Raw genomic sequence first — 14,166 nt, 5'->3', positions numbered from 1 at the left:
TGTAATTCAAAGTTCATTATTATACATTGGGGATTTCCCAGTCGCCGCGCACTTTGAGCACTTGCTCAATTACATCGCGTACTGCCCCATCGCCGCCATTACGGTGGGAAATGTAATGCGCTACGGCTTTTACTTCGGGCACTGCATCTTGGGGACAAGTAGCTAACCCACTGTGCCTCATTGGTGGTATGTCGGGCATATCATCGCCCATATAAAGCACCTGATTGGGAGTAAGCCCTTTGAGCTGTAAATATTCTAAGAACGTTTCGAGTTTTTGGTGTCGTAACATATAAATATCGGTTACGCCCAGATTCTCGAAGCGTTTTTTTACTCCTATATTGCCCCCTCCGGTGATAATACATACAGTATAGCCTTTGGCTACAGCTGTTTTTAGGGCAAAGCCGTCTTTCATATTCATACTTCTCAGTAGGTCGCCGTCGTTGTCTACTAGTACTTGGCTGTTTGTAAAAACGCCATCTACATCAAAAATGAAGGTAGTGATGTCCTTCAATAGTTCTTTATAACACTTTTTTTCCATAGGTATCTATAATTGATTTAGTAAGATATTCGTATAGTTGTTTTTGAGGTTCGTTTAGCAATGCTAAATGTGCTGTTATGGTGCGGGTATCACCACGCCTTGCGGGTCCTGTTTGGGCTTCTAATGCTGTGTGGTGCTGTAGCTTTGCAAAGGTTTCGGCAATGAGAGGTTGCAATAGCTCAAAAGGTATATGGTGTTGCTCGCATATCTCTTGGCTAATGGCTATCAGGTGGTTAGTAAAATTATTAGCAAAAACGGCTGCCACGTGTAGCAACTGTCGCTGCGCACTGCTGAGCTGATAACAATGGGTACTGAGATGACTTGCAAGTTGTTGTAATAAAACAAGGTCGTCTGTATTTTCGGCTTCCAAACAAATAGGTACTTTGCTAAAATCTACTTCTGTGTGTTTAGAAAACGATTGCAGCGGGTAGAATACACCACGCCTGTTTTTGGGGTGCAAAGCTGTGAGAGGCGTATTGCCCGAAGTATGCACTACCAGCCCACTGCTAAAGGGTAATTGTTCTGAAAGACTTGCAATAGCATTATCGGAAGTGGCAATAATAGTAAGCGTAGCAGGCTTAAGCTCACTTAAACAGTGAGTTTTTTCAACAGCAAAGCAGTCAAAATCAGCAGAAAAAGCCGATCGGTTGTAGAGCTGTTGCAGGGGCAACTGCTTGTAAAGTAGTGCTTTGGTAAGATGGTAGGCTACATTGCCAGCACCTATAATATTGATAGTCATTTCTTTTTTTGAGGGCAAAGATAGTAAATAAAGTTTAATTAGGAAATTAGGAAATTAGGAAATTAGGGAATTAGGGAATTAGGGAATTAGGGAATTAGGGAATTAGGGAATTAGGGAATTAGGGAAGGTTAAATGGGGGAGGGGAAGTGGTGAAAAATAAAAAAGTGGGCTGTAAATTTGCTATTTCGTTTATTTTACTTATTTTTGCAGCAAAATATTAACCAAGTTATCGGCTACCAATGATTTTTGAATTTTGAATTGATGGGGCAGTTGGAAGAAGTATGAATCATTAATTATTATAATGAATTTTTTTAAGAACTTATTTAAAAAGAAAGATATTCCTAAGCAAACTAAAATATCTATAGATGAGCTTTTTGCGCGCAATTTTACCAAAAAAGGCGGCAAGTTTATCTATTGTACTTCGGATATTGAGGTGCAGGATACTTTCCGACAAATAGTGAAAGAATTAGGAATTACTATTAAAATGAGTAGTAACAATTCGGAAACAATTAATGAAATGTTTGAAGAAAATGAAACACTCTTTGCTACTCCCATCGCTGAAGCTGATGTATATCTTACTGATTGTGAATGCTTAGTAGCCGATGTAGGCGGTATAATGTTCTCATCGCACCAAATAAAACATAAAAAAATAGAGAAATTGCCAGAAACTTTTATTGTCTTTGCCAGAACTTCACAGCTGGTGAAAGATATCGCACAAGGAATGCGTACCATTAATAAAAAATATTGTGATAACCAAAAACCTACGGGGCTGATGACCTTGCAGAATTTTATACAAGAAACCGATGCTACTAGTATAGAAACTTATGGTGTAAGTAGCAAAGAAACTTATCTTATTTTATTAGAAAATATAACTCAGTAGCCTAATTATGAACGAATTATTTAAGCGCACTATCACAGGATTTATATACACATTCCTGCTGCTGGCAGCTATTATGCTCAATACCGATGCTTTTGATTTTTTATTTCTTTCATTTGGTATTATTTGCTTGTTTGAGTTTAAAATGCTGATACGATTGAAGGAACTGCATATATTTTTGGCGTTTTTGTTTTTATGGTGGTTGTTTATACACTTAAAACTGCCTGATTTTATGCTTTATATGTTGCTATTGCTCACTTTGCTTACCAATATATCGCTTATACTCTCTCTATTCAATGAAAAAGTTCCTCTGAGAAAGCAAAATAACAATACAAAATTGCTCATTAGTTTGTTGTATATAGGGGGGGGCTGCTTGTTTGTACCGCTTATTTATAGGCACGAAGATCACCCAGCTGATGCGAGTGAGTTTATACAATATATGTTTAACAACGAATCGCAAATTACAATGATAGGGATATTGTGCATCATCTGGGCGAGTGATACTTTTGCTTACCTCAGTGGGCGTACTTTTGGCAAACACAAACTTTTTGAACGTATATCGCCTAAAAAAACTATTGAAGGTTTTGTAGGGGGACTAATAGGAGCTACAGCGGTGGCTATATTGTTTGATATTTATAGTGTTCGCCCTATGTGGCAATGGATAGTGATGGCTGAAGTGCTGGTGGTAATGGGTACTATAGGTGACCTTGTAGAATCGAGCTTTAAACGGACTGCAGGCGTGAAAGATAGTGGTACTATATTACCAGGGCATGGTGGTTTATTGGATAGGCTGGATAGCTTGGTGTTTGCCTCGCCTTTTGCTTATCTAACTCTTTTATTATTTGACTTGTTTTAGAAAATGATTTTTTACAAATATCAGGGTGCGGGCAATGATTTTATAATGATTGATAACCGACAAGAAAAATTCCCTAAAAACGATAATACTCTTATAGCACAATTGTGCCACCGCCGTTTTGGCATTGGTGCCGATGGGTTGATACTTTTGGAAAATGCTGCAGGCTACGATTTTAAGATGATTTACTACAATGCTGATGGGCGTGAGGGTACAATGTGCGGCAATGGCGGACGCTGTGTGGTAGCTTTTGCTAAAGAGTTGGGCATTATTGCTGATAAGGCTACTTTTGTAGCCGTAGATGGCTCGCATTACGCGACCATTGAAGACGGACTGGTGCGCCTGCAAATGGCTGATGTAACAGCGATAGAAATGTATGACGACTATGTGTTTCTCAATACAGGTTCGCCCCACCACGTGGAATGGGTAGATGATTTGGAACGTATAGATGTAAAAAAAATAGGGGCTAAGCTTCGTTATAGCGATCGCTATAAAGCTATAGGGGGAAGTAATATCAATTTTGTAGGGGCTGACAAAGACGGCTTTACTATACGCACTTACGAACGGGGTGTAGAAGATGAAACATACGCTTGTGGCACGGGGGCTACCGCTGCGGCTATTGCTCTTTATCATACGGGACGTACACTTCATCGCGATATTCTTTTGCACGCTGTAGGGGGCGACCTACAAGTGTCGTTTGAATGCACAGGTAAAGTATATACTAACGTTTTCCTGAAAGGAGAAGCTAAAAAAGTATTTAAAGGAGAAACTAATGAACTAGTTAGTTAGCAAATTACCTAATTAAAATGACACTTCGTGCTTTAGAACCTGAAGATATAGATTTTTTATATTGGTTGGAAAACGAACGCTCGCTGTGGGAGGTGAGTGATACGCAGTTGCCTTTTGCAAGGCATCTTTTGGAGGATTATTTATATCGTGCTAAGCAAGATATTTACGAGGCGAAACAATTTAGATATGTGATTGCCGATGATGATAATACTGCTATGGGCTGTGTGGATATATACGATTTTTCGCCCAAGCACTTGAGAGCTTCGGTGGGGATTGCTTTACTTCCACAATACCGAGGAATGGGCTATGGCATCACAGCTCTTACCTTACTAATTGATAATGTACGCAATTACTTTGATTTGCACCAATTGGTGGCTTATATTCCTATGAATAATACCCCTAGCTTGCATCTGTTTGAAAAAGTGGGCTTTAAACCAATGGCGGTACTGAAGGACTGGCTTTATTGGCGTGGGAAATTTGAGGAGGTTGCTGTGATGAGTTTAGTGGTGCGAGCCGCACAGGCAGTTTTGTGAGAGTGCGAGCCGCACGGGCAGATTTGTGAGAGTGCGAGCCGCACGGGCAGATTTGTGAGAGTGCGAGCCGCACGGGCAGATTTGTGAGAGTGCGAGCCGCACGGGCAGATTTGTGAGACTTGTGAGACGAGTGGGACTTGTGAGACGAGTGGGACTTGTGAGACGAGTGGGACTTGTGAGACTTGTGGGGCTGGTGGGAGTGCGAGCCGCACGGGCAAGGAAGGGCTGGTGAGACTTGTGAGACTGGTGAGACTTGTGAGACTTGTGAGACTTGTGAGAGTGCGAGCCGCACGGGCAATTAATAAAAGGGTAAAATTTAGAATTCAAAATTAATAATTATATAAGATGCAAAGAGACATTGACATTTTTGAACTTATTCAAGACGAAAGAGAACGTCAGGAAAGAGGTATTGAGCTGATAGCTTCAGAAAACTTTGTGAGCGAGCAAGTAATGGAAGCAGCAGGCTCTATTCTTACTAATAAATACGCTGAGGGTTACCCTGGCAGGCGCTACTACGGAGGCTGTGAAGTGATAGACGAAATAGAACAAATAGCTATAGATCGCGCTAAATTGCTCTTCGGGGCTGAGTACGCCAACGTACAACCACACAGCGGTTCGCAAGCCAACGCCTCTGTATATGCAGCTTGCCTTAGACCAGGTGATAAGATTTTAGGATTTGACCTTTCACACGGTGGACACCTTACTCACGGTTCTCCCGTAAACTTTTCGGGTAGATTATACGAACCTGTATTCTACGGGGTAGAAAAAGAAACCGGGTTGCTAAACTACGATAAGATTTTGGAAATAGCAGAACGCGAAAAACCACAAATGATAGTAGCAGGAGCTTCGGCTTACTCTCGTGATATTGATTTTAAACGCTTTAGAGAAATAGCTGATAAGGTAGGTGCTTTGCTCTTTGCCGATATAGCTCACCCTGCGGGACTTATTGCTAAAGGACTTCTTAGTGATCCTATCCCTCATTGCCATATTGTTACCACTACTACCCACAAAACGCTTAGGGGTCCTCGTGGAGGGCTTATCCTTATGGGTAAAGATTTTGAAAACCCATTTGGGCTTAAAACTCCTAAAGGTGAAGTGCGTATGATGTCGAGCTTGTTGGATAGTTCGGTATTCCCTGGCAACCAAGGGGGTCCTTTAGAACATATTGTAGCAGCTAAAGCTATAGCTTTTGGCGAGGCTCTTTCAGACGACTTTTTGCATTACGCTATACAAATACAAAAGAATGCACGCCGCTTAGCTTCTATTCTCTTAGGCAAGGGCTACGATATCATCTCTAAAGGTACTGATAACCACTTGATGCTTATAGACTTACGCAATAAAGACATTAGTGGTAAAGATGCCGAAATTGCTTTGGGCAAAGCTGATATAACTGTAAATAAAAATATGGTGCCTTTTGATACACGCTCGCCTTTTATCACCAGCGGTATCCGTGTGGGGGTAGCAGCGGTTACTACTCGCGGGCTTAAAGAAGACGATATGGAGCGTGTAGCCGACTTTATAGACCGTGCTATTACTAACCATACTAACGATGAAGCTCTTGAAGCTATTGCCGAAGAGGTAAATCTATTTATGGAAGATAGACCGCTGTTTGCAAATTAGCAAATTTGGGAATTAGAAAATTTGGAAATTAGCAAATGAGACTTTGCTAAAGGTTGTAATTTACTACCTTTAGCAAAGTTTTTTGCTTGTTACCTTCCTGACACTCTTATAAAAAATAGCTTGACAACTAAAGGGAAATATAGGTAGAGCTGTTAATTTTCTGTTAATCTTTACCTATTGTTTTGAAGATTGGTATAAAGTTTGTAATTTTGCGGTTGAAAATTGTAATGGGTGAATTGTACCCATTAATGACAAAAACTTAATAATCAAATTATTTATTAATGAAAAGAAAACTTACATTACTAACGAATTTTGTCCAAAGTGTATTGGTGGCAATGTTTTTCTTGTTTTCTATAGGGGAAATAAGAGCACAATTGCCATACTCACCAGCACATTTTGGTACAGGAAACACCGCCACGATTAACGGGGTAAAAGTAACCCGTAGTTTTGGTGGAAATGCAGTAGGCTTGGCTCCGGCTGGGCGGCTTAGCACCTCTAATGGCTATTGTGCAGGCTTTCCCACAGGGGCACGCTATGCCATCGTTAATACAACGGGGAGTGGTATGATAGTGTACTACTTTAATGAGCCCGTAAAAGAGGTAGATATAGACCTCATTGGTATGGGGATAAAGAATAATACCACTACAAGAGGTAGGGTTTCCTTTGGTATATTTTGCGGTAGAGGAGGTACTGCCAACTTAAGAGTTACCGATGTAGGAACTATTGGTTGTAACCAAGGATATCATACTACTGTTAGCACAGGTAATAATGTTGCCTATGTAGAAGGGGTGGGACGTAATAACTACCGAGTAAAGGTAAAGTCTGCTGACGGAGAACCCTTTAGTATATTGGCAGTGAGTAAGCCTTCAAATAATCATCAAGAGCCTGTGATGGTGGAGATTAATAAGATTGTGATGGACAGTCGCTTTAGTATTGATATCAGTACACAACCGCAAGGCAAAACTACTTGTGCAGGGGGTGGACAAATCGTATTAAAATCAGTAGCAGCACTTACTACTACTTATGCTAAAAAGGTGCTTAAATACCAATGGCAAAAATCTACTGATAATGGTGCCAGCTGGACTAATATAGATACTGAAAAAATTGCTACTAGTGGGCAAGAGGTAAAGCTTACTATAGGTTCGCCTCTGCCATCGCATACGGGGCTTTATAGAGTAGCCTACCGATATGCTTATGGCACGGGAAATTGTGTGATGGAAAAAGTTACCGATGAGGTAAATGTAACAGTGAATGGAGGGATAGTAACTGAATTAATCGCTAACCCTAAGATTATTACTGGAGCTACTAATGTTGCCTTTACCATTAAAGGAACTCCAAATGCTGATGTTACTTATAATGTAGCAGGAGTAAATAAAACAACCAACTTAGGTGCTTCGGGGCAAGTAGTGGTAACTGAGAATTTGACTGACCCAGCTGTATTTACCATACGTTCGGTGAAATTGAACGGCTGTACTATAGGGTCTAACAAGAAAGTGGAAATTACACAGGGTTGTGGAGCTATACCAGCACCTGTATTTAATATAGCACTGACAGCTAAAGCAGAGCTAAATGGTATTACAGTTACCCGTACTTTAACTCCCGACTCTCGTACGTTGTCGCCAGCGCGTACTATTCAGAATAGCGATGTACGATATTCATATATCTCTAATGGAAATGCTGAAACAGCTCCTAATCAGCCAGTGTGTGGTACTAGTACTTATCCTAAAGGCTATGTACAAATGGACTCGGATAAGATAAGAAAAGTAACCTATGAATTTGACAAACCAATAAAGAGTGTAGAAATATACTTACAAAAATTTGGGGTAGGGGTTTCTGGAAGTACATTTATAGATAAAGCTATCTTTAGTGTAAATAATGGTACGGTGGCTTTAGAGAAAATTACTTCTTGTAATGCTTCGGCTCAGGTAAATATCAATGGTAATACTGTTACTTCGGGCGGTGATGGACGCGCTACTCACGTGAGTATCAAAGTAACTTCTTCTAAGCCTTTCACCAAATTGGATGTGGCTACCGATGATTCTAACTTAGGGTATGGCTATTATATGGAAATATGTCCTACCTCATTGGTATCACTTGATAATGGTAGCTGTAAAGGCGTACCAGCTTCGGTATTTACAACCACTGTAGCAGAAGCAGGGGCTACTGTAGAAGGTATCAATGTAATACGAAAATTAGAAGGAACACTTTCGTTTTCTAATAACAACAGCGATAGCTATTGCTTGGGTAGTACTACTACTTATCCTAACAAGCTGCCTTATATGAATAGCAATGCTATCAATAAGACGACTTATAAGTTCTCACGCCCAGTGAGTGCAGCCGAAATTTACTTTGTATCTTTTGGTCAAGATAACGGTTCTAATGTGGATATGGTAACGCTAACAGCTAATAAGGGAACTACCTCTGTAGAACCTGTATATGCTTGTGACCCTACAGCTTTTATAGTAACCGATAACCAAATGCAGTCGTTAGAGAGCCATATTACCGATGTGGGTGTACGTGTTACTTCTACAGAGCCATTTACTGAATTGGTATTGACTGACAACAATAGTACTGCAGGAGGCTACTTTGTAGTGCTTTGTGTTAACTCGGTGCAGGTAGTGCCTACTAACAACGGGGCAAGCTGTACGGCGTTTCCTGTAGATCCTTTTGGAGGAGATGAAACTTCTACTCCTGTTGCTACCAATGGAGTGAACGTTACTCGCAAACTTACAGGTAGCGGTAAATACCAAATAAAGAATAATCCTAACTATTGCTTAAAAACACACGACTACGGGCAATTGCCTTGGTTGCGCAATGATAGGGTAAAACAAATAGACTATACCTTTGATAAACCTGTAACCAGTGCCGAAATATGGCTTACTGCCTTGGGCGATGCTGCACCAGGTAGTGGTGGGGTTGATAAAGTGAAATTTGCCTTAGATTGTGGCGCAGTATCACTTACTATGGTATCGGATTGTAAGGGTACTACAACCTTTAACTCAGCTAAAGATGGCGTGGAAGATGGTGCTGAAACTTATGGAAATGATGTAGGTATAAAAATCGCTTCTAAAGACGGTAAACCTTTCTCACGCATTAGTGTGATAGACAATGGTAGTACTGCTGGAGGGGTGTTGGTGTCGTTCTGTAAGACTTCACCCGTAGTGCCTACACTTAGTACAAGTATAGACCACCCACAAAATACAACCGTGTGTGTGGGTAAGGCTGCAAAATTTGAAGCAAAAGCTACGCTAACTGGTGCTAATACTACCGTTACTTACCAATGGCAAGAAAGCCAAAACGGGGTAACCTTTGGTAACCTAAACGGCGAAAGTGGCTCAGTGGCTAATGGTACTAAGGTGTATTTGACCATTACTCCTACTACTAAGAGCACTTACAACAACCGCCAATACCGCGTGGTGTTTAAAATGCTATGTGGTGCGATAGTGCAAACCTCTACGGCAGCTAAACTAACGGTAAATGATGCTTTGACCATTAATACACAACCTGTAGCTAACACTCCTAATTATTGTAAAGGTGCAGCTGCTACAGCTTTGCAAGTAGCTGCTACAGGAGATGGTACGCTAAGTTACCAATGGTATAAAAATACTGTGAGCAGCACCACTGGAGGTACTGCTGTGGGCAGCAACCAGAATAGCTATACTCCTATTACTACAGCTACAGGCACTACTTATTACTATGTAGTAGTGCGTAACAACTGTGGGGTAGTAACTAGCTCGGTAGCACCTATTAATGTAGTGGATGTAGATGACTATGCGGGTATTAACATTAGTATAAGCCCAGCAACTTATCCTGATAAAGAGATCTGTACAGGGGCTACAGCACCTACTATACAAGCAAAAGCATCGTTGGTACCAGGAGCTGCAGGAGGTTATCTGAAATACTACCAATTGCAGTATGCTACAGCTACCACAGGACCTTGGACAGACCACCCTACCCAAAAATATACGAACCCAGGAGGGGCTGAAAAAAGCTTTACACTAAGTAATACAACTGTAGCCACTACGCTTTATTACCGTGTGAAATACGAAACTAATGCAGCTGTGTGTGGAAGCAATAAGGGGGCTAAATACTCTAATGTATTTAAATACACTGTGAAAGAGAGTGCTAAGGTAACGGCAGTGAAAGCAACCCCTAATAGCTTTAAGAGCGGTACTACTACCAATGTAGTATTCCGTATTGAGGGTACACCTAATGCAACTGTTACTTGCCAGATAGACAGTGCAGCACCTCAAGTGATTACCATACCTAATACAGGTACTTATATATTCCCAGCACGTAGCACCAATGTTACTACAGTACTAAAAGTAACTAAAGCTGCTAAAGATGGTTGCGAAACTACTTATGATTTAGAGGCGAGAGCCGTAGCAGTAAATGCTTCGTGCAGTAGTATACCAGCAGTACAATTCCCTCAAGCTACTGTAGCGCAAGCAACACTTAACGGAGTAAGGGTAACACGTACGACACCACAAATATCACCTCTTTATCCAGCATTTTGTGCATCAAGTTATCCAGCAGGTTATTCACTAATAGCAGGAGGCAATCAAGAAGTTACTTATGATTTTGAGACTCCTGTAAAGAGTGTGGAAGTATGGTTGATGGTATTGAGTAGTGCATCTGGAGCAGATAAGGTGAAAATAAGTACTAATAATAGTTGTGCAAATGTAAACTATTCGATAGTATATGACTGTAAAGCACCTACATACCCTACTACTATTTCGTCAGATGGTACGTTAGAATCAGTATCAGGACAAATAGCAGACGTGGCAGTGAAGATAACTTCGGATAAGCCATTTACGCAATTGAAGTTAAGAGACTTACAAGGAAATTTAGGAGGTGGAGAGTTTGTAGAACTATGTCCTAACTCAATAGAGAAGGTAGATGTATTGAGTATTACAACGCAGCCTGCTAACCAAACAGTATGTTCTGAAACTGCTGCAGATATTACCTCACAAGTAGCTTTGAAAAACGGGCTCACTGGTGTGATTAAATATAAATGGGAACAATCTACTGATAATGGTAGTAGTTGGAGTGATGCTCCTACTGATAATGGAGTTGCATCAGGAACTATAACCAATAATGGAACAAGTATCTATAGCTTATATCCTTATGCTGAGAAAAGGACTCCTAATAGACAGTACCGAGTAGTTTATACTTATGAGTTGTGTGCAGGGGTTGTAGTTACGGCTACTTCGCAGCCTGCTGTTATTACAGTGATTGATAAAGTAGAGCTTAATGAGTTTAGAGCTGTGCCTGCTACTATACAACAAGGTGTTGCCACTACAGTTACTTTCTTTATAAAAGGTACGCCTAATACAGTAGTGAATTACCATATCAATGGAGTAACACAGCCTACTATAACTATACCAGCAAGTGGTAGCTATTCATTCCAAAAAGTTCTTTCGGAAACTACTGAAGTAACTATTACCAAGTTGACAAACAATTGTACTATTGAAAAAGCGGTAAAGGTGAGAGTAACTACCAATGAAGATGAAGATTGCGATAGCGTACCGGCTGCTATGTTCCCTTCAGTAGCTACCAATGCCGTAGCGAATTTTAATGGAACTATAGTAACACGTAACATTAATGGTACTTATAAACAGATTTACACCTCTTTTTCAAATTCTATATCATGTAATTCATTTTACTCAGGAGGTTATCCAGTAGTGGGGGCATCTTATTATAATGATGCTACTAAGGTTACTTATACTTTTGATAAACCTGTAAAAAGAGCCCAAGTTTGGCTGTTAGGTTACGATGTAACGGACTCAACAAATAGAGATAGGGTTCAGTTTACCACTAATTGTGGTAATTTGCAGTTACAAGTTTCGGATTGTAGGAATAATATGACCGTAATAGGCGGCGTGGTAACCACAACAAAAACTCGTGGCAATGATATAGCCGTAGTCATCACTTCCGACCAACCTTTTACAGAATTGGTAGTAGATGCTTTGGATAGTAACGCAGGAGGATATTTGGTAGAGTTGTGTCCTTCATCTATTAAGCCATTTACCATAAGTGTAACGACTCAGCCAGTAAGTCAGTCGAGTTGTGCAGGCTCGGTGGTAACCTTTACCGCTAAAGCAGTACTTGAGAATACTACGGGCAATGTGAAATACCAATGGCAAGAAACAACTAATGGTAGTAGCTGGAGTAATATTGCAGGTGCTGCGGGTACACTTGCAGCTAATGGTATTACTAACTATGCACACACAGCAGTAGCAGACAAAGGTTATAGAGTGGTATTTAGCTATGACATAACAGGCTGTACCGCAGTGAACCTTACAGCTACCAGCAGTGTAGCGACACTTACTATTAATAATGTGAATTTGACGAGCCTAAGCGCTACCCCATCGCAATTGGAAGCGGATACAGCTACTACGGTAGTATTTAGCTTCAGGGGTACGCCTAACGCTGAAGTTACTTATCAGTACGGCAGTGAATTGCCAGATAGCATTATATTGGATGCTACAGGGGTAGCGACCCTTACCAAAGCGGGTGTAACAGCACCTACTACTTTATCGGTTACTAAGATAGAGAAAGGTAGTTGTGAGCTTACCCTTACTGACCCTTATATGGTGGAATTGAATGTAGCGGGCAGTGCTTGTACTACATTCCCAGCCTTGCAATTCCCTGCAACAGCAGGTGTACGTACCACTACAGCACAAATAGCAGGTATGACTGTTACCCGTGTGATAGAAACGGGCACAGTAGATTATTTCAATGCCTTTACTTATACTTCGGGCACTATGTGTCAGCGTACGATAATGGCAGGCTATCCTATACTGAATAAGAATGGAAGTAAAGGAGAACGTTTGTCTTACCACTTTGAGAAGCCAGTAACTAGTGTACAAGTATGGCTATCAGGCTTTGGAGGTACTACTGATTTAGCGGACTTTGCTATAGATTGTACAGGTACTATCAGCGTAACAGCTGAAGGTTGCCAAAATACAGCACTTAGTGTAACAGGAGCAAGGGTATCGAGCGGAGCAGCTTATACACAAGCGAAAGTTACCATACGTTCTAACAAGCCATTTAAAACACTTACTATTACCGACCCAGGTAGTACCGGTGGTGGCTATGTAGTGGAATTGTGTCCTGCTTCTATACAAGAGGCTACGGTTACGATTACCCAAGAGCCACGTTCAATAGTAGCTTGTGTGGGTTCTAACGATGCGAAGTTTGATTTGAAAGCAGCATTGCCAGGTGCTACACCTAATGCCAACGTTAGCTATCGTCTTGAACAATCGGATGACGGTAGTACAGGTTGGACTATAGCTAATGCTACAGCGCAAATACCTACAGGTTCGAGCGTTAATGGAGGATTGTATACCTTTACACTGAAAACGGTAACACCAGCTTTCAATGGTAAACATTACCGAGTGATAGCTTACTACCAAAGTGGTTGTGCTTATGTGGTAGCAACATCAACAGTAGTGAGTGTTACAGTACCTACGCTTGCTGTAGAGGAAGTGCGCGCTATACCTGCAACGATAGAAAAAGGAGTAGCAACAACAGTAGCCTTTGTAGTGAAGGCAACACCAAGAGCAAGAGTAGCCTATAGCTATAATGGTGGCGCAGTGCAAACAGTTACTATGAATACAACGGGGGTATATACCCACACCGTAACTGTGAGTGATACTGCTACCCTTACCGTAGTGAGAGCCGTATTGGGCGACTGTAGTACAGTTACAACACTTTCGGCAACAGTACAAACATTTGTAGTGCCTATCATAGGGGCAGACCACTATACAGTGCCAATGACTCCTACTGGTACTACTACTCGCACTATAGGTAGAATTACTAATAACGACCGTATTGGTACGGCATCGGTAACCTTATCAACTGGAGGTAATGCAACACTTACTGTAACACCGGTACCTGCTAATACACCATTTATAGACCCAGCGACTGGTGATGTGAAAGTACCACCTACTACCCCTGCAGGTGTGTATACTATCAGTTATCAGTTATGTACTACTGCTACGCCTGTGGGCTGCAGCAATGGTCAACTAACTGTTACTATTACACAACCTACGCCACAAATAAATCCTGATGGTTTTGTGGTAACAGGTACAGGTACACGTACTACGCCAAGTGTATTTAACAATGACCGTGTAGTGAATGCTGATGGTAGTACAACTACCGGTACGGGCAGTACGCTTACAATTACTAATGTAACAGTACAACCTATTGTAG

Annotated in this window: 7 protein-coding genes and 1 pseudogene; 6 read left to right on the top strand and 2 right to left on the bottom strand. The window is 41.1% G+C overall.

Going from position 1 to position 14,166, the window contains the following annotated elements:
* Positions 1 to 19: 19 nt before the first annotated feature.
* Positions 20 to 538 (bottom strand): KdsC family phosphatase, encoded by a 519-nt coding sequence (locus J4N46_RS12170; RefSeq protein WP_208059507.1) that lies wholly within the window; start codon positions 536 to 538, stop codon positions 20 to 22.
* Positions 519 to 1,277: a Rossmann-like and DUF2520 domain-containing protein gene (locus J4N46_RS12165; protein ID WP_208059506.1), complete on the bottom strand. Its 759-nt coding sequence runs from the start codon at positions 1,275 to 1,277 to the stop codon at positions 519 to 521. The genes J4N46_RS12170 and J4N46_RS12165 overlap by 20 nt, the downstream gene beginning before the upstream one ends.
* A gap of 301 nt (positions 1,278 to 1,578) precedes the next feature.
* Between J4N46_RS12165 and J4N46_RS12160 the strand changes: the two genes are divergently transcribed.
* The 6 genes and pseudogenes from J4N46_RS12160 to J4N46_RS12135 all read left to right on the top strand — a co-directional run.
* Positions 1,579 to 2,157, top strand: coding sequence for an LUD domain-containing protein (locus J4N46_RS12160; protein ID WP_009415504.1), 579 nt, complete (start codon positions 1,579 to 1,581; stop codon positions 2,155 to 2,157).
* Between the two features lie 7 nt (positions 2,158 to 2,164).
* Positions 2,165 to 3,010, top strand: a complete 846-nt coding sequence (locus J4N46_RS12155) for a phosphatidate cytidylyltransferase (protein ID WP_208059505.1) — start codon at positions 2,165 to 2,167, stop codon at positions 3,008 to 3,010.
* Between the two features lie 3 nt (positions 3,011 to 3,013).
* Positions 3,014 to 3,796 carry a diaminopimelate epimerase gene (gene dapF, locus J4N46_RS12150; RefSeq protein WP_208059504.1) on the top strand — a complete coding sequence of 261 codons (783 nt, stop codon included), beginning with the start codon at positions 3,014 to 3,016 and terminating at the stop codon, positions 3,794 to 3,796.
* 17 nt (positions 3,797 to 3,813) lie between these two features.
* Positions 3,814 to 4,329: a GNAT family N-acetyltransferase gene (locus tag J4N46_RS12145; RefSeq protein WP_208059503.1), complete on the top strand. Its 516-nt coding sequence runs from the start codon at positions 3,814 to 3,816 to the stop codon at positions 4,327 to 4,329.
* A 345-nt stretch (positions 4,330 to 4,674) separates the two neighbouring features.
* Positions 4,675 to 5,949, top strand: a complete 1,275-nt coding sequence (gene glyA, locus J4N46_RS12140) for a serine hydroxymethyltransferase (RefSeq protein WP_208059502.1) — start codon at positions 4,675 to 4,677, stop codon at positions 5,947 to 5,949.
* 281 nt (positions 5,950 to 6,230) lie between these two features.
* A pseudogene (locus tag J4N46_RS12135) lies at positions 6,231 to 14,166 on the top strand (hypothetical protein); the annotation flags it as partial.

The sequence above is a fragment of the Capnocytophaga bilenii genome (assembly GCF_017565765.1).
Lineage (GTDB): Bacteria > Bacteroidota > Bacteroidia > Flavobacteriales > Flavobacteriaceae > Capnocytophaga > Capnocytophaga bilenii.
This window is presented reverse-complemented; position numbering and strand designations above follow the sequence as displayed.

Coding starts and splice junctions, on each gene's coding strand:
- J4N46_RS12155 (WP_208059505.1), top strand. CDS start 2,165: ATGAACGAATTATTTAAGCGCACTATCACAGGATTTATATACACATTC.
- J4N46_RS12165 (WP_208059506.1), bottom strand. CDS start 1,277: ATGACTATCAATATTATAGGTGCTGGCAATGTAGCCTACCATCTTACC.
- J4N46_RS12170 (WP_208059507.1), bottom strand. CDS start 538: ATGGAAAAAAAGTGTTATAAAGAACTATTGAAGGACATCACTACCTTC.
- dapF (WP_208059504.1), top strand. CDS start 3,014: ATGATTTTTTACAAATATCAGGGTGCGGGCAATGATTTTATAATGATT.
- glyA (WP_208059502.1), top strand. CDS start 4,675: ATGCAAAGAGACATTGACATTTTTGAACTTATTCAAGACGAAAGAGAA.
- J4N46_RS12160 (WP_009415504.1), top strand. CDS start 1,579: ATGAATTTTTTTAAGAACTTATTTAAAAAGAAAGATATTCCTAAGCAA.
- J4N46_RS12145 (WP_208059503.1), top strand. CDS start 3,814: ATGACACTTCGTGCTTTAGAACCTGAAGATATAGATTTTTTATATTGG.